A 21,658-nucleotide genomic window follows, 5' to 3' on the forward strand; every position below is an offset into this window, starting at 1 on the left:
CCGTCACACACGCGCGCCGCGTCCCTCAACGCGGCTGCACCGGGCGGCAGTTCGGCCGGGCCCGGGGCGGTACTCGCTCCGCCCCGATGGTACGGGCGGGCGGCGCGGTGCCGTCAAGAGCGGCCAGGTTTCGCCCCGTGAACGATGGTTGACGGATCATCGGGGGCGCTGCTCAACTGTTCGACATGACAGCCGAGCAGCCCGCCCTGGTGACGCGCGGACACATCGACTTCGGTCGGGTGTGGTCCGCGGCGTGTTGCGGCTGACCCGGCGGCGGGCCGCCTGACCGGCCCCTCCTCCTTCCGGGAGTCCTCCCTCGGTCGCCCCGTCGCGGGCCGGGAAGCCGTCCGTCCGGGACGGCCACCAGGCGTACGCCGCCGCCCCCTTCGCGTTCCGCTCGCTCCGAGAGCCCGTCGGCGCCCCGTCACGCGCCGCACCCCCGCCCGTACCCGTCCGCCCGCGTCCCGCTGACGTCCGCCCGCATTTCCCGCCGTTCCCGTTCCGCCCGCCGAGGCGTCCCCCGGCGTGCCCGGACGCGGAACCGCGCCGACCCGGAGAGGCCTGCCATGCCCGTCGAGTTCCTCGGAATCGCCGCCACCGGCGACGGTTCGGAGACCACCGCCCGCACCACCCACGCCTTCGACCGCGAGTACACGATCCGGCTGGCCCGCGCCCACGAGGACCACGGCTGGGACCGGGTGCTGTTCGCCTACGGCGCCGGCTCCCCCGAGCCCGCGGCCGCCGCCGCGTACCTCGCCGCCAAGCTGGACACCCTGCAGATCCTGCTCGCGCACCGCCCGAACGTCTCCTACCCGACCTTCGCCGCCAAGACCTTCGCCACCCTGGACCGGATCAGCGACGGCCGGCTCACCGTGCACTTCATCACCGGCGGCAACGACCACGAGCAGCAGCGCGAGGGCGACTTCCTGCCCAAGGACCGCCGCTACGACCGCACCCGGGAGTACATCCGGATCGTCAAGCAGGCCTGGACCAGCCGCGAACCCTTCGACCACGACGGCGAGTTCTACCGCTTCAACGACTTCGTCTCGGACGTCTTCCCGGTCCAGCTGCCCCGCCCGAACGTCTCCTTCGGCGGCTCCTCGCCCGCCGCGTACGCCGCCGGCGGCGCCGAGGCCGACATCTACTGCCTGTGGGGCGAGCCGCTGGCCCGCACCGCCGAACAGATCGAGCTGGTCAAGGCCGCCGCGAAGGCCGCCGGACGCACCGACGTCCCGCGGATCCAGGCCGCGTTCCGGCCGATCATCGCACCCACCGAGGAACTCGCCTGGGAGAAGGCGCACCGCACGGTCGGCGCGATCAAGGCCCGGCGGGAGAGCAGCGACCTGGTGCGCCGCCGGCTGACGGGCGCTCAGCAGCCCGAGAACACCGGCTCGCAGCGCCTGCTGGAGATCGCCGCCGCCGGCGAGCGCTACGACCGCGCGCTGTGGACCCCGACCGCCGCCGCCACCGGCGGCGCGGGCAACTCCAACGCGCTGGTCGGCACCCCCGAGACCGTCGCCCAGGCGCTGCTCGACTACTACGACCTCGGGGTGGAGATCCTCTCGGCCCGCGGCTACGACCACATCGACGACGCCATCGACTTCGGCCGGTACGTCATCCCGCTGGTCCGCGAGGAGGTCGCCAAGCGCGACGCCGCCAAGGCCGCCGCCGGGGCCGGAGAGGCCGCGGCGCGATGAGACATCCGAAGCCCGGGCGCCTGCTGGCGCCGGCCGCCGTCGCGGTGCTGCTGCTGTCCGGCTGCGGCGCCGACCCGGCGGCCGGCCCGGCGGCCGCCGCGCCGGTCGGCGTGCAGCCCGACCAGGACGTGCTGGGGCAGGTGCGCAAGGACGACGCGGCCGCCGCCCTGCTGCCCGCCGAGGTGCGCGCCGCCGGCACCGTCCGGCTCGGCGGCTCGATCGGCACCCCGCCCGGCGCGTACTACCCCGAGCAGGGCGGGCACCGGCCGATCGGGCTGGACGTGGACCTCGTCGAGGGCGTCGCCAAGGTGCTCGGGCTGACCGTGCAGCGCGAGGACGCCGCGTTCGAGACCATCCTGCCCGCGCTCGCCAGCGGCAAGTACGACGTCGGCACCGGCAACTTCGGCGTCACCGAGGCCCGGCTGAAGACCGTCGACTTCGTCACCTACATCGACGACGGGCAGGGGTTCGCGGTGCGCGCCGACAACACCGCGCTGACCGGCGTCACCGACCTGACGCAGCTGTGCGGGCTGACGGTCGGCACCGGGGCGGGCACCACCTTCGAGGCCACCCTGAACGCCAAGAAGGAGGTCTGCGCGCAGGCCGGCCGGAAGCCCTACGAGGTGAAGGTGTTCTCCGAGAACGGCGCCGTCACCACCGGCCTCCAGCAGGGCCGGCTCGACGTGGTGATGTCCACCATCAACGGGCTGCGCTACCAGGCCGCCCAGCCCGGGGCACACGTCCGCTTCCTCGGCGAGTACCGGCGGCTCGACGTGGGCTTCGCGTTCAAGAAGGGCTCGCCGCTCACCCCCGCCTTCCAGGCCGCCGTCAACCGGCTGATCCAGGACGGCAGTTACCGGAAGATCCTGGCCAAGTGGGGCACCGCGGACTCGGCGATCACCGAGTCCCGGATCAACCCGCCCGAGCACCCCTGACCCGGGAGGAGCGGACATGAGCGGCACGGCGATGGTGGAGGTGCGCGGCGTCCACAAGCGGTTCGGCCGGCTGGAGGTGCTGCGCGGCATCGACCTCGACGTCCGGCCCGGCACCGTCACGGTGGTGCTCGGGCCGTCCGGCTCCGGGAAGTCCACCCTGCTGCGGGCGGTCAACCACCTGGAGAAGCTGGACCGCGGGTACGTCCGGGTGGACGGCGAGCTGATCGGCTACCGGCAGGCCGGCGGCCGGCTGCGCGAACTGCCCGAACGGGAGGTGCTCAGGCAGCGCACCCGGCTGGGCTTCGTGTTCCAGAACTTCCACCTGTTCCCGCACCTGACCGTGCTGGAGAACCTGGTGGAGGCGCCGGTCGGCGCGCTCGGCGTCCCGCGCGAGGAGGCCCGTGCCCGGGCCCGCGAACTGCTGGCCCGGGTCGGCCTCGCCGACAAGGCGGACGCCTACCCGCGCCGGCTCTCCGGCGGCCAGCAGCAGCGGGTCGCCATCGCCCGGGCGCTCGCCCTGGAACCCAAGGTGCTGCTGTTCGACGAGCCGACCTCGGCACTCGACCCGGAACTCGTCGGCGAGGTCCTCGACGTCATCAAGGACCTGGCCCGCACCGGCACCACCATGATCGTGGTCACCCACGAGCTCGGCTTCGCCCGCGAGGTCGCCGACACGGTGGTGTTCCTGGACGGCGGCGTGGTGGTCGAGCAGGGCCCGCCCGCCCAGGTGCTGGACGCGCCGCGGCACGAACGCACCCGGGCCTTCCTCGGCAAGGCGCTATGAGCCGACCGGCGGCCAGCCGTGCGGGATCCGCTCCAGCACCCCGCCCGCGAACACGTCGTACAGCGGCAGCGGCTCCAGGTGCACATAGCCGATGTGGCAGTCGCACTCTCCCAACGGGCAGGCCCGCGGCCGCAGTTGAGCCCGGTACGAGTCGTCGTACAGGTTGCCCAGCGGCGGCCGGACGAAGTGGCAGCGGCGCACCGTGCCGTCGCCGTCCACCGACACCACGCTCTCCCCGGTGCGGCACGGCAGGCCCGCGCTGCGGTGCGGGTGGCGGCTGTAGCCGAACAGCGGGTCCAGCTCCGTCCAGTCGGCGGCCTCCGGGTCGGTGTAGGTGCGGCCGTCCGCCGCGTTCACCCACAGGTAGACGGACGGCGGCAGGGCCGCCCGCAGCCGGCGGGCCGCCGCCAGGTGCTCCGGCTGCCCGACCACGCCGACGCTGAACCGGACGCCCAGCGCCGCCAGTTCGGCGCACTTGGCGAGGAAGCGCTGCTCCGTCACCTGGCCCGGGTGGTACGTCACCCAGAGCGCCAGCTTCGACAGGTCGGCCTCGGCCAGCCAGCCGGTGCGGCAGCTGGCGTTGGTCTGGATCGCCACCCGCTCCAGGTGCGGCAGCCGGCTCAGCTCCACCATCGCCCGCCGGTACCAGGACCGGACCAGGCCCTCGCCCCAGGGCGTGAACAGCACCGACAGGCCGCCGTGCCGGTACGCCGCGGCCCAGGCGGTGAACCGCTCCAGCGCGGCCCGGTCGGTGCGCAGCAGCTCCGGGGTGTCCCGCCGCTTGGCGAACGGGCAGTACGGGCAGTCGTAGTCGCAGGAGGACAGCGGCCCCCGGTACAGGATCGTCAGCGCGCTCATTTCGGCGAGTACTCCGCCATCCGGGCCCGCACCCCGGCGGAGAACAGCCGGGGGCCGATCGCGTCCGACCAGGCCAGTCCCTCCGGGGTGAGCAGCAGGCGCCGTGCGTCGTCGGCCAGCCAGCCGCGGGCGGCGAACTCGGCCAGCTCGACCGGGAAGTCCTGCTCCGGTGTGCTGCCGAAGCGCTCCCGGTAGGCCGCCAGGTCGACGCCCTCGCCCTGCAGCAGCGACTGCACCAGGTGGCGGCGGCGGGTCTCCTCGCCGGTCATCTCCCAGCCCAGTTCGGCGCGTGAGAAGTCCGGCGCGGCCACGAAGTCGTCGATGATCCGGCGCACTTCGCGGGCGTCCACCGCGTAGTCGAAGGAGTAGTGGAGCTTCGAGGTGTACGAGCGGGCCCCGCAGCCCAGGCCCACCATGCCGTCGGTCTGGCAGGCGTACTCGCCGGCGCTCGCGCTCGCCGCGCCGGCCCGGCGGAACATCCGCATCGACACCTGCTGGTACCCGTTCGCCAGCAGGTGGTCCCGGCCGGCCCGGTACAGCGCGAGGCGCTGGGCGTCCCAGCCTGCCGTCGACCCGGTCGCGGCGTGCCGGCCGAGGCCGGTCAGCGGGCGGACGTACAGCGGGTACAGGTACAGCTCCTCCGGCTGCCAGGTCAGCGCCGCGTCCAGGGACTTGATCCAGCTGACCACGGTCTGGCCGTCGATGCCGTAGATCAGGTCGATGTTCAGCACCGGGAACCCGGCGTCCCGGACCCGGCCGAGCGCGGCCTCCACCGCGGCCCGCTTCTGCGGGCGGACGGCCGACCTGGCCTCCTCGTCCAGGAACGACTGCACGCCGAGGCTCAGCCGGGTGGTGCCGCGCTCGGCCAGCACCCGCAGCCGGTCGGCGGTGGCGGTGTCCGGCGAGGCCTCGACGGAGAGCGGGATGCTCCGGAGGTCGGCGCCCATCCGGTGCTCGGCGATGTCGCAGAGGCGCTCCAGTTCGGCCGCCGTCAGGTACGTCGGCGTGCCGCCGCCGAACGCCGCGAGGGCGAACCGGGCGTCGGCGGAGAGCGCCTCCCGGACCTGCCCGGCCTGCCGCTCCAGCGCGTCCAGGTACGCGGTGGTCAGGCCCTCCGGGCTGCCGATCCGGGTGAACAGGTTGCAGAAGCCGCAGCGCACCTCGCAGAACGGGACGTGCAGGTACAGCGAGAGGGCGTCCTGCTTCTCGCCCCGCCACAGCCCGGCCAGCTCCGGCCGCTCCGGCAGCGGCCGGTACGCCGTCTTGTGCGGGTACGCGTACACGTACGACTGGTACGGGGACTCGGGAACGGTCGTCGTCATCGGGCGGGCTCCTGCTCCTGCGGGGCGAACGGGAGGGTGAAGTGCGCGTACGGCACCGTCCAGACCACCTCGTGGCCGATCCGGTGACCGGTGTAGCCGTCCTCGCCGTACGCGGTGCCGTGGTCCGAGCAGACGATCGCGAAACACGGCCGGCGGGCCGACATCGCCGCGAACAGCCGCCCCAGGTGCGCGTCCACGTACTCCAGCGCGGCGGCGTGGCTGGCCCGGGAGTCGCCGTCCTCGCGGGTCGCGCCCGGCAGGTGGAACCAGTTCGGCTGGTGCAGCGCCGAGACGTTGACGAACAGGAACAGCGGCCGGTCGGGCGGCTGCTCGGCGGCGACCCGCTCGGCCACCGCCACCTGGGACTCGAAGGAGGTGGCGGACGGGACGCCCAGCTCCGGCGCCCAGTGGCTCTCCTGGAACAGGCCCGGGAGGACGGAGCCCAGCGGGCCCTGCTTGTTGAAGAACCCGACGCCGCCGATGCAGACCGTGCGGTAGCCGGCGCCCGCCAGCGCCGTCGGCAGGTCCGGCGCGTCGAACACCCAGGTGCGGGGCTCGGTGGACTCGGAGCCGGCGAACCGCGCCGCGAACAGCCGCGGGTGCGGGCCGTCCGGCGAGGCGGGCGTCGGCAGGAAGCCCGCCAGGATCGCCTGGTGCGCGGCGTACGTGAAGCTCCCGGGCGAGTGCCGGCGCTCCCAGGCGCCGTTCGGGATCACCCGGGCGAGGTGGGGGAGCCGGCCGGCGGCGAGCAGTTCCTCGGCGACGTCGAAGCGGAGCGTGTCGAGGGTGACGAGGAGCAGGTCGTGGGTGCCGACGATCTCGTTCATGTCGGGTATGTCGTGGTGCATCGGGGTTCCTTGGGGGTCACGCCGCCGGGGCGTCGACCGGCTGTCGTCCGGTCGGATCCGGCCGGGCTGTCGTGCTCGGTCCGAAGAGGGCCTCCCGGTAGGCGGGCGACGCCAGTTGGGCCGCGTAGGCGTCGAGGCCCGGGGCGGGGCCGTCCGGGAGGCCGGGGAGGTTGGGGAGCAGGTCGCCGAAGGCGTTGACCTCGCCGACCAGGGCGCGGCGCCACTGGGAGACGGGAAGCAGGTCGACGCCGACCATCGGCGACCGCGGGAAGCAGCCCGCGGCGGCCTCCGCGGTGGCCAGCAGGGCGGGCCAGGCGTCGCCGGCGGCGGCCCGGACGGCCGACGACTCGCCGCGGGCGCCGCCCAGATGGAGGTTGGTCATGGGGTGGCGGCTGGTGCGGACCACCAGGTGCGAGGCCCGGCCGCCGACCACCAGGACGCGCAAGTCCGCGACGCGGCCGCCCTGGCCGGACTTGGGCACCCACTGCTCGACGTGCAGGCCCTCCGGGGCCAGCCGGTCGACCAGGGCGGCGACCTCGCCGGCCGAGCGGTAGCGGCGCACCGTCAGCGAGTTGTGCAGCCCGTCCGGGGCGACCTCCACCGAGGTGGTGGCCTGGACCCGGCCGCGCGGGCCGAACTCCAGCGCCACCACCCCGGAGGCGGAGGAGCCGTGCACCGGCTTGAGGAACACCCGGCGCATCCCGGCCGCCGCCAGGCGCTCGCTCAACTCCTCGAAGGAGCGCGGGAGTTCACCCGGCAGTGCGGCCGGAACCGGCACCCCCGCGGCAGCCAGCGCCGCGTGCGTGCGGCGCTTGTCGAACATCACCGCGATCTCCGCCGGATCGCCGAGCAGCCGCACCCCGGGCCGGGCGGCCAGCCCGCGCAGCGCGGCCGTCACGCCCGCGTACCAGGCGGGCCCGCCCTCGACCCGGGTCGCGGCGTAGCCCTCGCCCAGGACGGGGCCGCGCAGCAGCCGGTCGGCGTCCGGGTCCTCGCCGGGCGAATCGACCCGGACCACCGCGCCGGGCGGCAGCTCGTACCGTCCGCGCAGCACCGAGGACCAGGGCAGCACGGCGGGCTCCGGCAGGCCGGCGGCGCGGGCCGCGGCGGCGAACAGGGTGACCCGCCGGTGCCCCGGGCAGCCCACGACGACCAGCTGTGGCGGCGTCAACTCGACTTCCCCGCCTACTCGGAGACGGCGACGTAGCGCCAGTTGTCGCTCGGGTCCTCGGCGTCGGACAGGTCGAGGTCGACGCCCGGCAGGGCGTCCCGCAGACGCTTCTGCATGCCCTCGGTGAGGTAGTGGTGGTGCAGGTCCAGGGACTTCAGGTGGGTGAGCGGCTGGCCCTCCAGCAGCGCCGCCGCGCCCTCGTCGGTGAGCGCGCCCATGGACAGCGCCAGGCCGGTCAGCCGGGGCACCACCGGGGCCTGCGCGACCTGGGCGGCGATCCGGTCCTGCGCCTCGGCGTTCTGCAGGCCGAGGTGCGTCAGCGAGGGGAGGTTGGCGCCGGAGAGGAACGGGGCGAGGTCCTCCATCGTCCAGTCGCCGCCGTAGCTGTCGACGCCGAGCCAGAGCTCCAGCTTCTCCAGCGCGGGGAAGTCGCAGGCGGCGACCGCGCGGACCACCGAGCCGGGCAGGCCGCCGGCCTCGAAGCGCAGCGCCTTCAGCCGCTCGTGCTTCACCGGCTTCAGGGAGAGCGGGTTGTTGCCGTCGTAGTCGCCGTCGGCGCCGCGCACCACCAGCTCCTCCAGGAGCGGGAACGCCTCGAAGACCGGGGTGATCTCGGCCATCTGGATCCAGGAGACCTCGCACTCCTCGGAGGTGATGTCGCCGATGAACAGCGCCTTCAGCGCGGGCAGGCGCCCGGCGGCGGCGAGCACCGCGGGCAGCACCTCGGCCAGCGGCTCCGGCTCCTCGGAGAACCAGGGGCCGAGCACCAGCGCGGTGACCTGCTCCAGCGCGACGGTCTCCAGGAACTTCGCCCAGACCTCGCCGAACTCGCGCTCCTCGTCGTAGTCCAGCCCGATCCGCCAGGCGGTGGCCGCCGCGGCGGGCAGCGGCTTCCCCTCCGCCTCGGCGGTCCGGAAGTCCGTCACCGGGAGGCCGTGGAACTCCTCGATGTGCTGATTGATGGTCATGCGCCGCTCCTCGCTGCTCGTCGTGGGGCCTGACCCTGTCTACCAGCCGCCGCCGACGTTCACCCGCACGGGGAATCCTTCCGGCGCGGTGTTGTCGGTGGGGCCGCCTAGTTTTCCGGTCGGGACGTCCGGCGCCCGGCCGGACCCGACCGCGGGAGGACTCCGTGTACCGCCAGGGTGACGTACTGATCGTGCCGGTTGAACAGAGCGCGGTCCCGGCCGCCGTGGCGCACCTGCCGCGCCAGCCGCGGGACGGCCGCGGCCGGCTGGTGCTGGCCCTCGGCGAGGTCACCGGCCACGCCCACGCCGTGCTCGGCCCGGGCGAACTGCTGCGCGAGTCCGGCCCGTTCGGCCGCGCCTGGCTGCACCTGCCGGAGGGCGGCAAGGTCGTGCACGAGGAGCACGCGCAGATCCTGCTGCCCAGCGGCTGGTTCCGGGTGGTCCGGCAGCGCGAGTACGCGCCCGGCGCGGTCCGGATCGTCGCGGACTGACCCCGGACGCCCCCCACCCGTACGAGACGAGGACAGAACTGATGAGCACGCAGCTGACGGGCCGTCCGGCCGATGCCTCGGTGGCCCACTGGCGGGCCGTCGCCGCCGCCACCGGCCCCGCCGACCGGGCCACCGCCGAACAGGCCGTCCGGGCCGCCTACCGGGCCGCCGGGCTGGCCGAGCCCGCCGCGTTCCGGTGGCACCCCTCGCCGCTCGCCGCGGTCACCGAACTGCTCGACCGCCGCGAGGAGTTCGGCGCGAGCGTGCGCGAACAGGTGCGCACCGCCGCCTGGGAGCGCGCCCGCACCGCCGCGATCGCCGCGCACGGCGCCGGCGGCTGGGCCGAACTGTGGGGCGCGACCGGCGCCGAACTGTCCGCCACCACCGCGCTGCCCGCCGAACGGGTCCGCACCGCGCTGCTCGACCACTTCGCCCCCGAGCCGGAGCCGCAGGACTGGGCCGAGTCCCGAAAGCCCGCGAACCGGGAGATCCGCCGGCTGGCCGGCGAGGCCCGCGCCAAGGTCCGGCTCGCCGTGCTCGACGCGGTCGCCGGGCAGCACGACGCCGCCTGGTTCGCCGCCTTCGACACCGCCGGCACCGGCGACGAAGCGCTTGCCGCACTGGCCGGCGTGGCCCGGCAGACCGGCTGGTGGTGGCCGTTCGAGAACACCGTGCTGCTCAGCGAACGCCCCGTCGCCCTGCACCGCGACGAGGCCGGCCGGCTCGACCGCGCCGACGGCCCCGCCCTCGCCTACGCCGACGGCTTCGCGCTGTACGCCTGGCGCGGCATGCCCGTCCCCGCGGACTTCCTGGACCGGCTGACCGGCCTCACCGTCGAGCGCATCCGCACCGAGGAGAACGCCGAACTGCGCCGCGTCATGCTGGAGCACTTCGGCTACGACCGCTACCTCGCGGAGTCCGGCGCGGAGCCGCTGCACCGGGACGAGACCGGCGTCCTGTGGCGGATCCAACTCCCGGACGACGAACCGGTGGTGATGGTCGAGGTGGTCAACTCCACGGCCGAACCGGACGGCACCTTCCGCACCTACTACCTGCGCGTCCCGCCGAGCACCCGCACGGCGAGGGCGGGCGTCGCGTGGACCTTCGGGGTGGAGGAGGAGGAGTACCGGCCCCAGCGCGAGACCTGAGCGGGAGGAGCGGCCCCCTGTTCTCACAGCCCCAGGTCGCGCAGGCGGCCGAGCAGGAGACCCGCCGGGCTGTCCTCCGTCTCCAGTTCGAGCCAGCGGTGGAGGACCTCGGCGGTCTGGGCGTCGTGGACGGCCGTCGCCGCGGCCATCACCACGAACTGGTCGACGAGCCAGGCGCAGAGGGACTCCACGGGGATCTGGCGGCCCTCGTCGAGCCAGCTGATCGCGGAGGCCTCCACCACCGAGATCCAGGAGCGGACCAGCAGGGTCAGCCGCGGCCCGGCGGTGCGGACGCCCAGGTGGCGCAGGGTGCGGCGGAGCGCGGCGCGGCGGACGTCGTCGACGATCGCGGAGGTGCGGGCGGTCTCCACGACGGAGCCGCCGCGCAGCAGCGCGCCGTAGCCGGCGGCGTGCTCGCCGACGAAGTCGAAGTAGCGGCGGAGGACCGCGCCGAGCTGCTCGGTCGGGGTACCGGGGAGGGCGGCGACCGTGAAGCGGGTGGTGAGCTCGGCGGCGGCGCTGCGCAGCGCGGCCTCGTACAACTGCTGCTTGCCGCCGACGAAGTAGCGGTACACCAGCGGGCGGGACGCGCCGGCGGCCTCCGCGACGTCGTCGAGCGAGACCTCCTCGGGCGGGCGGGCGGCGAACAGTTCGAGGGCGACGGCGATCAGCTGCTCGCGGCGCTGCTGGACCGGCAGCCGGCGGTAGGAGGCGCGCCGGGGGCGCTCCGCCGCGGCGGGTTCGTCGACGGGTGCCTCGACGGGGAGGGGGTCGCTGCCATGGGTGCCAGGGTAATCGCCGGGCGGGCCGGGGGGATCCGCCGCGCGGCCGCGACCGGCGGGTCCTTGCGGGCCCACCGCCCGCGCCGACCGCAGACTGTGACGAGGTGTCGGCGGAGCGCGGCGAGGAGCGGCCGGTGCGGTGGTTGCGGGCGGTCGGACGGTGGATCGCGAAGTCCCCGGGAACGTACGTGTGGCTGCTGCTGCTCGCGGCCACCAGCTTCGTGGTGGCCCGGATGGACCCGGCCGCGCTGGACTACTTCCTGCAGGGGCGTTCCACCAACCTCGACGAGCTGAGCTCGCGCCCGGTGCACGCCCTGCTGGTCAGCCTGATCTGGACCGAGCAGGCGAACTTCCCGTTCTACTTCGTGCTGTTCCACGTCTTCCACGTCCCGGCCGAGCGCTGGCTCGGCACCCGCCGCTGGCTGACGGTGGCGCTCACCGCGCACGTGCTGGCGACCTTCGTCAGCCAGGGCGTGGTGGCGTGGGGCGTGCACCACCACGTGCTGCCGCCGAACATGGTGCACACCGTGGACGTCGGGGTGTCCTACGCGCTGGCCGGCGTGGAGGGCGTGCTGACGTACGGCCTGGCCGGGGCCTGGCGGTGGGTGTACGGCTGCGGGCTGGTGGTGTTCTACCTGGTGCCGCTGCTGGTCTCGCACACCTTCACCGACCTGGGGCACTTCTGCGCGGTCCTGATCGGCCTGGCGTTCCGGCCGATCACCCACGGCCGACCGGTCTGGGATCCGTGGCGGACGGTGCGCCGGCCGCGGCCGGGCCACGGGGCGGCCGGCAGCTGATCCACGGGACTTGAATTCGCCCGGCGCTGCGACAGGATGGCCCGATGGCTCATGAACTGAACGATCGTCACCCCGGCGGCCCCACCCCGCGCCGCATCGCCGACGCCCACGTCCACGCCCTCGCCGAGCTCGACCCGCTGACCGCGGTCTACCTCGGCCTCAACCCGGAGGACGACCGGCTGACCGACCTGTCCCCGGCCGGCCTCGCCGCCACCGCCGACCTCGCCCGCCGCACCCTCGCCGAGCTGGACGCACTGGAGGCGTCCGCCCCGGTCGAGGACGAGGCGGAGCGCCGCTGCGCCCGGCTGCTGCGCGAGCGGCTGACCGCCGAACTCGCCGTGCACGACGCCGGGGAGGGGTTCCGGTCCGTCCGCAACCTGGGCTCGCCGGTGCACGACACCCGCGAGATGTTCACCCTGCTGCCCACCGACACCGAGCAGGACTGGCTGCGCCTCGGCCGCCGGCTGGCCCGCTTCCCGCAGGCGATGGCCCAGTACCGGCAGACCCTGGAGGAGGGCCTGGCCCGCGGCCTGTTCTCGGCGCCGCGCCAGGTGGCGACCGTGGTCGGCCAGCTGGCCGAGTGGATCGGGTCGGAGCGCCCCGGCGGCTGGTTCGGCGACCTGGTCGCCCCCGCCCCCGAGGAGCTGCGCGGGCAGCTGACCGCCACCGCGGTCGAGGCCACCGCGGCCCTCGCCGAGCTGCGCGACTGGATGCGCGACGTGTACGGCCCGGCCGCGCAGGGCACCCCCGACGCGGTCGGCCGGGAGCGCTACACCCGCTGGGTGCGCTACTGGACGGGCGCCGAGCTGGACCTGGACGAGGCCTACCGCTGGGCCTGGGGGCAGTTCCACGAGCTGGACGCGCAGATGCGCGCCGAGGCGGAGAAGGTGCTGGCCGGCGCCACCCCGATGAAGGCCATGAAGTGGCTGGAGACCGAGGGCCCGGCGATCCGCGGCGAGCAGGCGGTGCAGGAGTACCTGCAGGGCCTGATGGACCGGGCGATCGCGGACCTGCAGGGCGTGCACTTCGACCTGGCCGACCCGCTGCTGAAGGTCGAGTCGAGGATCGCCCCGCCCGGCAGCGCCGCCGCCCCGTACTACACCCAGCCGTCGCTGGACTTCTCCCGCCCCGGCCGGACCTGGCTGCCCACCCTGGGCCGCGAGGCGTTCCCCGAGTGGGACCTGGTCTCGACCTGGTACCACGAGGGCGTCCCCGGCCACCACCTGCAGCTCGCGCAGTGGACGTACGTGGCGGACCGGCTGTCCACCTACCAGGTCACCCTCGGCGGCGTCAGCGCCAACATGGAGGGCTGGGCGCTGTACGCGGAGCGCCTGATGGACGAGCTCGGCCACCTCACCGACCCCGGCCACCGCCTCGGCTACCTGAACGCGCAGATGATGCGGGCGCTGCGGGTGATCGTGGACATCGGCATGCACGCCGAGCTGGACTTCCCGGCCGACTCGCCGTTCGCCCCGGGCGAGCGGATGCTGCCGGAGCGCGCCCGCGAGTTCTTCGGCGCGTACTGCGGCCTGTCCGCCGAGTTCCTGGACAGCGAGCTGGTCCGCTACCTGGGCCTGCCCGGCCAGGCGATCGGCTACAAGCTCGGCGAGCGGGCCTGGCTGAGCGGCCGGGCCGCGGCCCGGGCGGCGGCCGAGGCGCGCGGCGAGGAGTTCGACCTGAAGGCGTGGCACATGGCGGCGCTGTCGCAGGGCTCGCTGGGCCTGGACGACCTGGTCACGGAGCTGAGCGCGCTGTAACCGGAGGAGTGTCCCGGGTGGCCGAGCGGCCGGGCACCCGGGTCTCCCGTCCCAAATGGTGACAAAAACCCACGAACCGCCTTGCCGGTGCTCCGATCGGGCGTTTGGCTGGAGAGAGCGCCTTGCGCGCGACCAGGCCCATTCCCGATTCGGCGGAAGGCGGTCCTCCGGTGACCTCCCAGCACGCCCCCGACACCCAGACGGCGGACCCGCGCCGCTGGTGGGCCCTGGCGGTCATCGCCATCGCCCAGCTGATGATCGTCCTGGACGCGACGATCGTGAACATCGCCCTCCCGTCCGCCCAGCACGACCTGGGCATCTCCAACGCCAACCGGCAGTGGGTGATCACCGCCTACACGCTGGCCTTCGGCGGACTGCTGCTGCTCGGCGGCCGGATCGGCGACCTCTTCGGACGCAAACGCACCTTCATCGTCGGCCTGCTCGGCTTCGCGCTGGCCTCCTGCCTCGGCGGCTTCGCCACCACCGGCGGCATGCTGTTCGCCGCCCGCGCCCTGCAGGGCGCCTTCGGCGCGCTGCTCGCCCCGTCCGCGCTGTCGCTGCTGTCGATCACCTTCCGCGACCCGCGCGAACGGGCCACCGCGTTCGGCGTGTTCGGCGCGCTGGCCGGCGGCGGTGCGGCGATCGGCCTGATCACCGGCGGCCTGCTCACCGAGTACCTGAGCTGGCGCTGGTGCCTGTACGTCAACGGCCCGATCGCCGTCGTCACCGCGATCGCCGCCTCCTACCTGCTGCGCCGCGACCACATCGACCGTTCGCACCGGGTCCGGCTCGACCTGCCCGGCGCGTTCTTCGGCTGCGGCGGCCTGCTGGCGATCGTCTACGGCACCTCCGAGGCGGTCGACCGCGGCTGGGGCGACTGGCTGGTGCTCACCGCGCTGAGCGTCGGCGTCGCGATGCTGGTGGTGTTCGCCCTGGTCGAGCGGCGCACCCCGCACGCCTTGCTGCCGATGCACCTGGTCCGCGACCGCAACCGGGCCGGCGGCGCGCTCTCGGTCGGCCTCGCCGTGATCGCCATGTACGGCCTGTTCCTGTTCCTCACGTACTACCTGCAGGTCATCAAGGGCTACTCGCCGATCCGGGCCGGCGTCTCGTTCCTCCCGATGACCGGCGCGATCATCCTCAGCTCGGCCGGGATCGGCTCCCGGCTGATGACCCGGATCCCGACCCGCGCGCTGATGGTCCCCGGCCTGCTGATCGGCGCGGGCGGCATGGCCTGGCTCACCCAGCTGCGGGTGGACAGCTCGTACGCCGGCCTGGTGCTGCCCGCCGAGATGCTGCTCGGCATCGGCCTCGGCCTGGTGTTCATGCCGGCCATCAGCCTGGCCACGCTCGGCGTCGCCCCGCAGGAGACCGGCGCCGCCTCCGCCATCATCAACAGCGCCCAGCAGGTGGGCGGTTCGATCGGCACCGCGCTGCTGAACACCATCGCCGCCAGCGTCACCACCGGCTACCTGCTCACCCGCAACGCGGCCGATCCGCTGGTCCAGGCACAGGGCGCGGTGCACGGCTACGCGGTCGCCACCGCCGTCGCGATGGGGATCCTGCTGCTCGCCGCGGCGGTCGCGTTCGTGATGATCGACCACCGGCCCGCCCCCGGCGAGGCCGAGGGCGAGACCGCGCAGGCCGAGGCGCGCGCCGTCGCCTGACCCGCCGTCAGGCGCCGCCGTCGCCGCACCCGGCCCCGGTCGTGAGACCCTGCTGTCCGCCGCCGGAAAATCTCACCCGCCTCCCAGGCAGGAATCACCGCATTTCCAGCTCGGCAGCGCATATTCGAGTCAGCTCGGGTCAACCGGTGTCCACCACGACGTGGACACCGGTACGACCGCCGGTCGGCAGGAACGGGGCAGCATGGGACGGCACACCAGGCAGCGCGAGCGCCGCTCGCTGCGGCCCGTCGCACTCACCTCGGTGCTCGCCGTCGGCGTGGTCGGCGCGATAGCCGCCGCCGGCCTGCTGAGCGTCCAACTGCGCGACCCGCAGCAGCAGTCCAGCAGCGACACGGTGGCGGCGGCCGGCCCGGCCGCGCTCCCGGTGGCGAGCCCCAGCGCCGTCGGCAGCCCCACCGCCGCGCCGGACACCGCCGGCGGCGCGGGCGCCCCGCCCGACGTGCTGAACGCCCGGTCGACCGACCCGGCCGCCGGCGCCACCCGGCAGGCCCCGCCCAGCGCCCCGCCGGACGTCCGGCTCGGCAGCACCGGCGCCGCCCCCGTCGACGCCGAATCGGCCCGCGTCGGCGCGCTGTTCACCGGCGAGGTCGGCCCCGGCGACCACTTCTGCACCGCCAGCGTCATCGACAGCCCCGGGCGCAACCTGATCCTCACCGCCGCGCACTGCCTGTCCGGCGTCAGCGGCATCACCTTCGTCCCCGGCTACCGCGACGGCCAGGCGCCGTACGGCAGTTGGCAGGTCACCAAGGTGTACACCGCGGACGGCTGGCAGAACGACGACGACCCCGACGAGGACTTCGCGGTGCTCGCCCTCGCCCCCAGCAACGGCGTCCGGATCGAGGACGCCGTCGGCGGCAACCCGATCGCCGTGGGCGCCGCCTGGACGGTACAGACCCGGCTGTACGGCTACCCGGCGGGCTCCGAGAAGCCCATCGTGTGCACCAACGTCACCAGCCGCGAGGACACCTACCAGCGCCACATCGACTGCCCCTCGTTCCCCGGCGGCACCAGCGGCGGCCCGTTCATAGACGCCGCCACCGGGCAGGTGGTCGGCGTCATCGGCGGCTACCAGCAGGGCGGCGACACCGACAACACCTCCTACAGCGCCTACTTCGACCACACCGTCGCCGACCTGATCGCCCGCGCGGGCTGACCCGCCGCCGCACCCCCCTCCCGCGCCGCCCCCGCGTCACCCACAATGGGGCGACGACGCACACGAACGGGAGGCGCGGTGTTCCGCCGCTGGTGGTTCCTCAAGGCCCAGAGCCCCGCCCCGACACCCGAACACCACCCGAGCCGCCGGGAGGTCCGCGAGCACCAGGCGCTCGTCCTCGGCGAGTGGGAAGCCCTCCGGGACCGGCTGCGGGACCTCGCCGCCGAACGCGTCACCGCCGCCGGCGAGGTCTTCCGGGCCGCCGAACTCCGGCTCCCCACCGAGGAGTCCGCCGCCCGACGGGCCTACCAGTGGGCACTGGAGGCGTACGAGGCGGCCGGCCGGCTGCTCGACGGCGCCCACCACGAGGACACCGACCTGCCCGACCTGGCCGCCGCCGTCGTCCTCGCCGAACAGGCCGTCGAACGGCTCGCCGCCGCCCACCTGCTGCACGCCGGACAGCGGCCCGGCCCGCTCGCCGTCCGCTGCTACTGGAACCCGCTGCACGGCCCCGCCGAGAGCTCCGCCGAACCGCCCAAGAACCGCAAGACCCGCCAGCGGACCAGGAACACCGCCCGCGAGGCCGCCGCCGACCGCCGGCCCGCCTGCCGCTCCTGCCGCAGCGCGATCCTGGCCGGCCAGACCCCCGACGTGCTGCCCGCGCTGCTCCCCGCCAAGGCCGCGCCCGGCCGCAAGGGCCCCGTCCTGGTGCCGTACTTCGCCGTCCCGCGCCAGTGGTCGCCCTGGTCGACCACCGCCTGCGGCGCCTACGACCCGGCCACCCCGGCGCTGGTGCTGCGCGGCGACCACCACCGGCGCCCGCCGCGCTGACGCGCCGTCAGGCCGCGGCGAGGCGAAGCCGCCGTGCGCGCCGCCGTCGAACAGCGCCGGCCGGTCGAACGGCCCGTCCGGTTCGGCGCCGTCCGGCAGCGACACCACCGGCGCCCCGCCGGCCCGTTCGACCTCGGCGCACCAGCGGGCCGCCCGCTCCGGGCCGGCCGGGCCGCCCGGGGTCGGGAAGAGGCAGCCCGCGTCGCCGGGCCCGTCCGGCACGCAGCGTGTCGGCCGGGCCGGCACCGTCCAGCCGTCGAGCGCGGGCGCCGCGCCGCCGCGCCCTGCCGCACCCCGGAACACGAAGAAGGCCCAAGTCGCTTGGACTTGAGCCTCGTTCACGCACTTGCTGCGAAGTGCCCCCGGTAGGATTCGAACCTACGCACCCGCCTCCGGAGGGCGGTGCTCTATCCCCTGAGCTACGGGGGCCTTGGGTGGTCTGTGATCACCCGGCCTTGCGGGGAAAACACTACCACCGAAAGTGCGTGCCTCTTGCACGGGTTTCCGGCGCGGTGTCCGACGGGTCGTCAGGGCAACCGGCAAGTAGCGGAAAGGCCGGACGGGGAGGGCGGGGCGCGGCTACCCTCGGTGAGGTGGCGGCGACGTCGGGGCGGGTCCTCGTGGTGGACGACAGCGAGGTGATCCGCCGGCTGATCAAGGTCAACCTGGAGCTGGAGGGCTTCGAGGTGGTGACCGCCGCCGACGGTGCCGAGTGCCTGGAGGTGGTCCGCCGGGTCGCGCCGGACGTGGTGACGCTGGACGTGATGATGCCCCGGCTGGACGGCCTGCGGACGGCGGCCCGGCTGCGCGCCGCCTGGCAGACCGCGCACCTGCCGATCGCGATCGTCAGCGCCTGCACCCCGGCGGACCTGGAACGCGGCGAGTCGGTGGGGGTGGACGGCTACCTGGCGAAGCCGTTCGACCCGGCGGACCTGGTGGAGCTGGTGCACCGGCTGCGGGCGATGGACCGGCCGGCCGCGGCGGGGTCCGGGCGGCGCTTCGCGTACGACTTCGGCAGTTCGGCGGGCCCGGCCTCCCGAACCCCCCGGGATTTCGCCCTGAGCGAACACGCGCAGGAACTTGTTCCGCCGGACGAGGCACGCCCCTGAGATGTGCCCGTCTGCGGCGCGGTCCGACGAGACGAAGCACACCCGGCGGCGCGACGCGCGCCCCGTTGCGCAAACCGAGTGGCGGCCGACCACCCGGTCTCGCCTAGGCTTGGGGCCGTGACACCCGCAGAACTCTCCCAGGCAGTCCAGGCCGCCGTCAGCGCCGCCGTCCAGGCCGGCGAGCTGACCGTCGACGTGCCCGCGCACGTGACGGTCGAGCGGCCCAAGAACAGGGACCACGGCGACTACGCCACCAACGTGGCCCTCCAGCTCGCGAAGCCGGCCGGCCAGCCGCCGCGAGCCGTCGCGGAGATCCTGTCCGCCCGACTGCGAGAGATCACCGGCGTCGCCAAGGTCGACATCGCCGGGCCGGGCTTCCTCAACATCACGCTCGACGCCGCCACCCAGGGCGAGCTGGCGCGCACCATCGTCGAGGCCGGCGAGGCGTACGGCCGCAACGAGGCGCTCAAGGGCCTGAAGATCAACCTGGAGTTCGTCTCGGCGAACCCGACCGGGCCGATCCACATCGGCGGCGTCCGCTGGGCCGCCGTCGGCGACTCGCTGGCGCGCGTCCTCAAGGCGTCCGGCGCCGAGGTGTCCACCGAGTACTACCTCAACGACGCCGGCGTGCAGATCACCAAGTTCGCCAAGTCGCTGAAGGCCGCCGCCAACGGGCAGCCGGTGCCCGAGGACGGCTATGTCGGCGAGTACATCACCGACATCGCCAAGGCCGTCACCGACGGCGTGCCCGGCATCCTGGAGCTGCCCGAGGACGAGCAGCTCCAGGCCTTCCGCACCGAGGGCCTGAAGCTGATGGTCGCCGAGATCCAGCGCTCCATGGACGAGTTCGGGGTGCACTTCGACACCTGGTTCTCCGAGAAGACGCTGCACGACTCCGGCGCCGTCGGCCAGGCCATCGAGCGGCTGCGCGAGCAGGGCCACGTCTTCGACCGGGACGGCGCGATCTGGCTGCGCACCACCGACTTCGGCGACGACAAGGACCGCGTCCTGATCAAGGCCGACGGCGAGACCACCTACTTCGCCGCCGACGCCGCCTACTACCTGAGCAAGCGGGACCGCGGCGCGGAGGTCTCGGTCTACATGCTCGGCGCCGACCACCACGGCTACGTCAACCGCCTCAAGGCCATCGCGGCCTGCGCCGGCGACGACATGGACCGCAACATCGAGGTGATGATCGGCCAGTTCGTGAAGATGCTGCGCGACGGCAAGGAGGTCCGCCTCTCCAAGCGCGCCGGCAACATCATCACGATCGACGACGTCATCGACTGGATCGGCGTGGACGCCGCCCGCTACATGCTGGTCCGGCAGTCCACCGACTCCACCATCACCATCGACATCGACGTGGTGACCAGCCAGACCGCCGAGAACCCGGTGTTCTACGTGCAGTACGCGCACGCCCGGATGTGCTCCGTGGCGCGCAACGCGGCGGAGAAGGGCATCGAGCGCAGCGCCGAGTTCAAACCGGAGCTGCTGGACACCGAGTGGGAGAACAACCTGCTCGGCCAGCTCGGCGAGTTCCCGCGCGTCCTCGCCAAGGCCGGCGAGCTGCGCGAGCCGCACCACGTCGCCACGTACCTGGAGCAGCTGGCCCGCGCCTACCACCGGTTCTACGACAACTGCCAGATCCTGCCGAAGGGCGACGAGGAGGTCACCGACCTCACGCACGCCCGCCTCTGGCTCGCCGACGCCACCCGAACGACGCTCGCCAACGGCCTCGGCCTGCTGGGCGTCTCGGCGCCCGAGCGGATGTAACGCACCACAACCCCCAAGCGCAGCACAGCGGGGGCGGCCGACCGGTCGACGGAGACCGGTCGCCGCCCCTCGCCATAGGTCGAGGAAGTACCGCCCATGTCTCGCTCCGCCCACCCCGCAGGCCCCCGGCACGGCGACGTGCTGCCCGACGGCCACTACCAGGCCCCGCCCGCCGACCTGAACGCCCTCGACCCGAAGGTCTGGTCGCGCACCGTCACCCGCAACGCGGACGGCGCCGCCACCGTCGGCGGCATCGACGTCCGCACCCTGGCCGCCGAGTTCGGCACCCCCGCCTACGTGCTGGACGAGGCCGACTTCCGGGCCCGCGCCCGCGCCTGGCGGGACGCCTTCGGCGACGACGCGGACGTGTACTACGCCGGCAAGGCGTTCCTGTCCAAGGCCGTGGTGCGCTGGCTGCACGAGGAGGGCCTCAACGTCGACGTGTGCTCCTCCGGCGAGCTGCACGTGGCGCTGGCGGCCGGCATGCCGGGGGAGCGGATCGCGCTGCACGGCAACAACAAGTCGGTGCAGGAGCTGGAGCAGGCCGTGAAGGCCGGCGTCGGGCACATCGTGGTCGACTCCTACCTGGAGATCGAGCGGCTCGCGGAGATCGCCGAGGCGCAGGGCGTCCGCCAGCCGGTGCTGATCCGGATCACCGTCGGCGTCGAGGCGCACACCCACGAGTTCATCGCCACCGCGCACGAGGACCAGAAGTTCGGCCTCTCGCTGAACGGCGGCGCGGCCGCCGAGGCGGTCCGCCGGGTGCTCGCGAAGCCGAGCCTCGAACTGCGCGGCATCCACTCGCACATCGGCTCGCAGATCTTCGACTTCGCCGGCTTCGAGGTCGCCGCCCGCCGGGTGGTCGGCCTGCTCGCGGAGGTCCGCGACGAGCACGGCGTCGAACTGCCGGAGATCGACCTCGGCGGCGGCCTCGGCATCGCCTACACCCCCGACGACGACCCGCGCGAGCCCGCCGAGATCGCCGCCCGGCTCGGCGAGATCGTCCGACGCGAGTGCGCCGCGGCACAGTTGACGGCCCCTCGGATCTCCGTCGAGCCCGGCCGGGCGATCGTCGGCCCGACCGCGTTCACGCTGTACGAGGTCGGCACCGTCAAGCAGCTGGAGGGCCTGCGCACCTACGTCAGCGTGGACGGCGGCATGTCCGACAACATCCGCACCGCGCTGTACGACGCCGAGTACTCGGTGGCGCTGGTCTCCCGCACCAGCGAGGCCGAGCCGATGCTGGTCCGGGTGGTCGGCAAGCACTGCGAGTCCGGCGACATCGTGGTCCGGGACGCCTTCCTGCCCGCCGACCTGGCCCCCGGCGACCTGATCGCGGTGCCCGCCACCGGCGCCTACTGCCGGTCCATGGCGAGCAACTACAACCACGCCCTCAAGCCCCCCGTGCTGGCCGTCGCCGACGGCGCCGCCCGGGCCATCGTCCGCCGCGAGACGGAGGAGGATCTCCTGCGGCTCGATATCGGCTGACGAAATTTTCGTCTCAGAACGTGGACCGGCCGTAGATCCGTGCGGAAAGTCCCGGAGA

Annotated in this window: 19 protein-coding genes and 1 tRNA gene; 13 read left to right on the forward strand and 7 right to left on the reverse strand. The window is 74.1% G+C overall.

Going from position 1 to position 21,658, the window contains the following annotated elements:
- Window positions 1-566: 566 nt before the first annotated feature.
- The 3 genes from KCH_RS23550 to KCH_RS23560 are packed head-to-tail and all read left to right on the forward strand — an operon-like array spanning window position 567 to window position 3,416.
- Window positions 567-1,697, forward strand: a complete 1,131-nt coding sequence (locus KCH_RS23550) for an LLM class flavin-dependent oxidoreductase (RefSeq protein WP_035866081.1) — start codon at window positions 567-569, stop codon at window positions 1,695-1,697.
- Window positions 1,694-2,632, forward strand: a complete 939-nt coding sequence (locus tag KCH_RS23555; RefSeq protein ID WP_035866084.1) for an ABC transporter substrate-binding protein — start codon at window positions 1,694-1,696, stop codon at window positions 2,630-2,632. The genes KCH_RS23550 and KCH_RS23555 overlap by 4 nt, the downstream gene beginning before the upstream one ends.
- 16 nt (window positions 2,633-2,648) lie before the next feature.
- Window positions 2,649-3,416: an amino acid ABC transporter ATP-binding protein gene (locus KCH_RS23560; protein ID WP_035866087.1), complete on the forward strand. Its 768-nt coding sequence runs from the start codon at window positions 2,649-2,651 to the stop codon at window positions 3,414-3,416.
- Here the strand turns inward: KCH_RS23560 and KCH_RS23565 are convergent.
- From KCH_RS23565 to KCH_RS23585, 5 genes are read right to left on the reverse strand one after another with little or no spacing between them, the layout of a single operon-like run.
- Window positions 3,411-4,274 carry an STM4011 family radical SAM protein gene (locus KCH_RS23565; RefSeq protein WP_051653387.1) on the reverse strand — a complete coding sequence of 288 codons (864 nt, stop codon included), beginning with the start codon at window positions 4,272-4,274 and terminating at the stop codon, window positions 3,411-3,413. The two genes, KCH_RS23560 and KCH_RS23565, sit on opposite strands and share 6 nt — an antisense overlap.
- On the reverse strand, window positions 4,271-5,596 hold the full coding sequence (locus KCH_RS23570) for an STM4012 family radical SAM protein (protein ID WP_035866089.1): 1,326 nt from the start codon (window positions 5,594-5,596) through the stop codon (window positions 4,271-4,273). Before KCH_RS23570 ends, KCH_RS23565 begins: the two co-directional genes overlap by 4 nt.
- Window positions 5,593-6,423, reverse strand: a complete 831-nt coding sequence (locus KCH_RS23575) for an STM4013/SEN3800 family hydrolase (RefSeq protein ID WP_035873448.1) — start codon at window positions 6,421-6,423, stop codon at window positions 5,593-5,595. Before KCH_RS23575 ends, KCH_RS23570 begins: the two co-directional genes overlap by 4 nt.
- A 37-nt stretch (window positions 6,424-6,460) precedes the next feature.
- Entirely contained in the window at window positions 6,461-7,615 is a 1,155-nt protein-coding gene (locus KCH_RS23580) for an STM4014 family protein (protein ID WP_051653388.1), read from the reverse strand.
- A 14-nt stretch (window positions 7,616-7,629) separates the two neighbouring features.
- Window positions 7,630-8,583 carry an STM4015 family protein gene (locus tag KCH_RS23585; RefSeq protein WP_035866092.1) on the reverse strand — a complete coding sequence of 318 codons (954 nt, stop codon included), beginning with the start codon at window positions 8,581-8,583 and terminating at the stop codon, window positions 7,630-7,632.
- A 164-nt stretch (window positions 8,584-8,747) separates the two neighbouring features.
- Between KCH_RS23585 and KCH_RS23590 the strand changes: the two genes are divergently transcribed.
- Together KCH_RS23590 and KCH_RS23595 are read left to right on the forward strand one after the other, a co-directional pair.
- On the forward strand, window positions 8,748-9,074 hold the full coding sequence (locus tag KCH_RS23590) for a hypothetical protein (protein ID WP_035866095.1): 327 nt from the start codon (window positions 8,748-8,750) through the stop codon (window positions 9,072-9,074).
- A 41-nt stretch (window positions 9,075-9,115) separates the two neighbouring features.
- Window positions 9,116-10,222, forward strand: a complete 1,107-nt coding sequence (locus KCH_RS23595; protein WP_051653389.1) for a DUF6745 domain-containing protein — start codon at window positions 9,116-9,118, stop codon at window positions 10,220-10,222.
- A gap of 23 nt (window positions 10,223-10,245) precedes the next feature.
- Here KCH_RS23595 and KCH_RS23600 read toward each other — a convergent pair whose 3' ends face one another.
- Window positions 10,246-10,920, reverse strand: coding sequence for a TetR/AcrR family transcriptional regulator (locus tag KCH_RS23600; protein WP_051654027.1), 675 nt, complete (start codon window positions 10,918-10,920; stop codon window positions 10,246-10,248).
- Between the two features lie 218 nt (window positions 10,921-11,138).
- Between KCH_RS23600 and KCH_RS23605 the strand changes: the two genes are divergently transcribed.
- From KCH_RS23605 to KCH_RS23625, 5 genes are all read left to right on the forward strand, one after another.
- A complete protein-coding gene (locus tag KCH_RS23605) occupies window positions 11,139-11,801 on the forward strand; it encodes a rhomboid-like protein (RefSeq protein ID WP_035873463.1) in 663 nt (220 codons plus the stop codon).
- Between the two features lie 44 nt (window positions 11,802-11,845).
- Window positions 11,846-13,558, forward strand: coding sequence for a DUF885 domain-containing protein (locus tag KCH_RS23610; protein ID WP_035866099.1), 1,713 nt, complete (start codon window positions 11,846-11,848; stop codon window positions 13,556-13,558).
- Between the two features lie 254 nt (window positions 13,559-13,812).
- Window positions 13,813-15,225 (forward strand): MFS transporter, encoded by a 1,413-nt coding sequence (locus KCH_RS23615; RefSeq protein WP_084224253.1) that lies wholly within the window; start codon window positions 13,813-13,815, stop codon window positions 15,223-15,225.
- Between the two features lie 202 nt (window positions 15,226-15,427).
- Window positions 15,428-16,399 (forward strand): trypsin-like peptidase domain-containing protein, encoded by a 972-nt coding sequence (locus KCH_RS23620; RefSeq protein ID WP_051653392.1) that lies wholly within the window; start codon window positions 15,428-15,430, stop codon window positions 16,397-16,399.
- A gap of 78 nt (window positions 16,400-16,477) precedes the next feature.
- On the forward strand, window positions 16,478-17,230 hold the full coding sequence (locus KCH_RS23625; RefSeq protein WP_035866101.1) for a hypothetical protein: 753 nt from the start codon (window positions 16,478-16,480) through the stop codon (window positions 17,228-17,230).
- 357 nt (window positions 17,231-17,587) lie between these two features.
- Here the strand turns inward: KCH_RS23625 and KCH_RS23630 are convergent.
- A tRNA-Arg gene (locus tag KCH_RS23630) sits at window positions 17,588-17,659 on the reverse strand.
- A gap of 164 nt (window positions 17,660-17,823) precedes the next feature.
- Here KCH_RS23630 and KCH_RS23635 point away from each other — a divergent pair.
- The 3 genes from KCH_RS23635 (at window position 17,824) to lysA (ending at window position 21,600) form a co-directional block, all read left to right on the forward strand.
- On the forward strand, window positions 17,824-18,339 hold the full coding sequence (locus KCH_RS23635) for a response regulator (protein WP_157032174.1): 516 nt from the start codon (window positions 17,824-17,826) through the stop codon (window positions 18,337-18,339).
- 117 nt (window positions 18,340-18,456) lie between these two features.
- Window positions 18,457-20,112, forward strand: coding sequence for an arginine--tRNA ligase (gene argS, locus KCH_RS23640; protein ID WP_035866103.1), 1,656 nt, complete (start codon window positions 18,457-18,459; stop codon window positions 20,110-20,112).
- Window positions 20,113-20,208: 96 nt separating this feature from the next.
- Window positions 20,209-21,600 carry a diaminopimelate decarboxylase gene (gene lysA, locus KCH_RS23645; RefSeq protein ID WP_035866105.1) on the forward strand — a complete coding sequence of 464 codons (1,392 nt, stop codon included), beginning with the start codon at window positions 20,209-20,211 and terminating at the stop codon, window positions 21,598-21,600.
- Window positions 21,601-21,658 lie beyond the last annotated feature (58 nt).

Origin of the sequence: Kitasatospora cheerisanensis KCTC 2395, assembly GCF_000696185.1 — a bacterium.
Taxonomy (GTDB): domain Bacteria; phylum Actinomycetota; class Actinomycetes; order Streptomycetales; family Streptomycetaceae; genus Kitasatospora; species Kitasatospora cheerisanensis.

Bases quoted from the DNA above. Each gene is read 5' to 3' on its own strand.
- KCH_RS23620 (WP_051653392.1), top strand. From the start codon at position 15,428: ATGGGACGGCACACCAGGCAGCGCGAGCGCCGCTCGCTGCGGCCCGTC.
- KCH_RS23615 (WP_084224253.1), top strand. From the start codon at position 13,813: ATGATCGTCCTGGACGCGACGATCGTGAACATCGCCCTCCCGTCCGCC.
- KCH_RS23550 (WP_035866081.1), top strand. From the start codon at position 567: ATGCCCGTCGAGTTCCTCGGAATCGCCGCCACCGGCGACGGTTCGGAG.
- KCH_RS23575 (WP_035873448.1), bottom strand. From the start codon at position 6,423: ATGAACGAGATCGTCGGCACCCACGACCTGCTCCTCGTCACCCTCGAC.
- KCH_RS23585 (WP_035866092.1), bottom strand. From the start codon at position 8,583: ATGACCATCAATCAGCACATCGAGGAGTTCCACGGCCTCCCGGTGACG.
- KCH_RS23560 (WP_035866087.1), top strand. From the start codon at position 2,649: ATGAGCGGCACGGCGATGGTGGAGGTGCGCGGCGTCCACAAGCGGTTC.
- lysA (WP_035866105.1), top strand. From the start codon at position 20,209: ATGTCTCGCTCCGCCCACCCCGCAGGCCCCCGGCACGGCGACGTGCTG.
- KCH_RS23570 (WP_035866089.1), bottom strand. From the start codon at position 5,596: ATGACGACGACCGTTCCCGAGTCCCCGTACCAGTCGTACGTGTACGCG.
- KCH_RS23610 (WP_035866099.1), top strand. From the start codon at position 11,846: ATGGCTCATGAACTGAACGATCGTCACCCCGGCGGCCCCACCCCGCGC.
- KCH_RS23595 (WP_051653389.1), top strand. From the start codon at position 9,116: ATGAGCACGCAGCTGACGGGCCGTCCGGCCGATGCCTCGGTGGCCCAC.
- KCH_RS23565 (WP_051653387.1), bottom strand. From the start codon at position 4,274: ATGAGCGCGCTGACGATCCTGTACCGGGGGCCGCTGTCCTCCTGCGAC.
- KCH_RS23555 (WP_035866084.1), top strand. From the start codon at position 1,694: ATGAGACATCCGAAGCCCGGGCGCCTGCTGGCGCCGGCCGCCGTCGCG.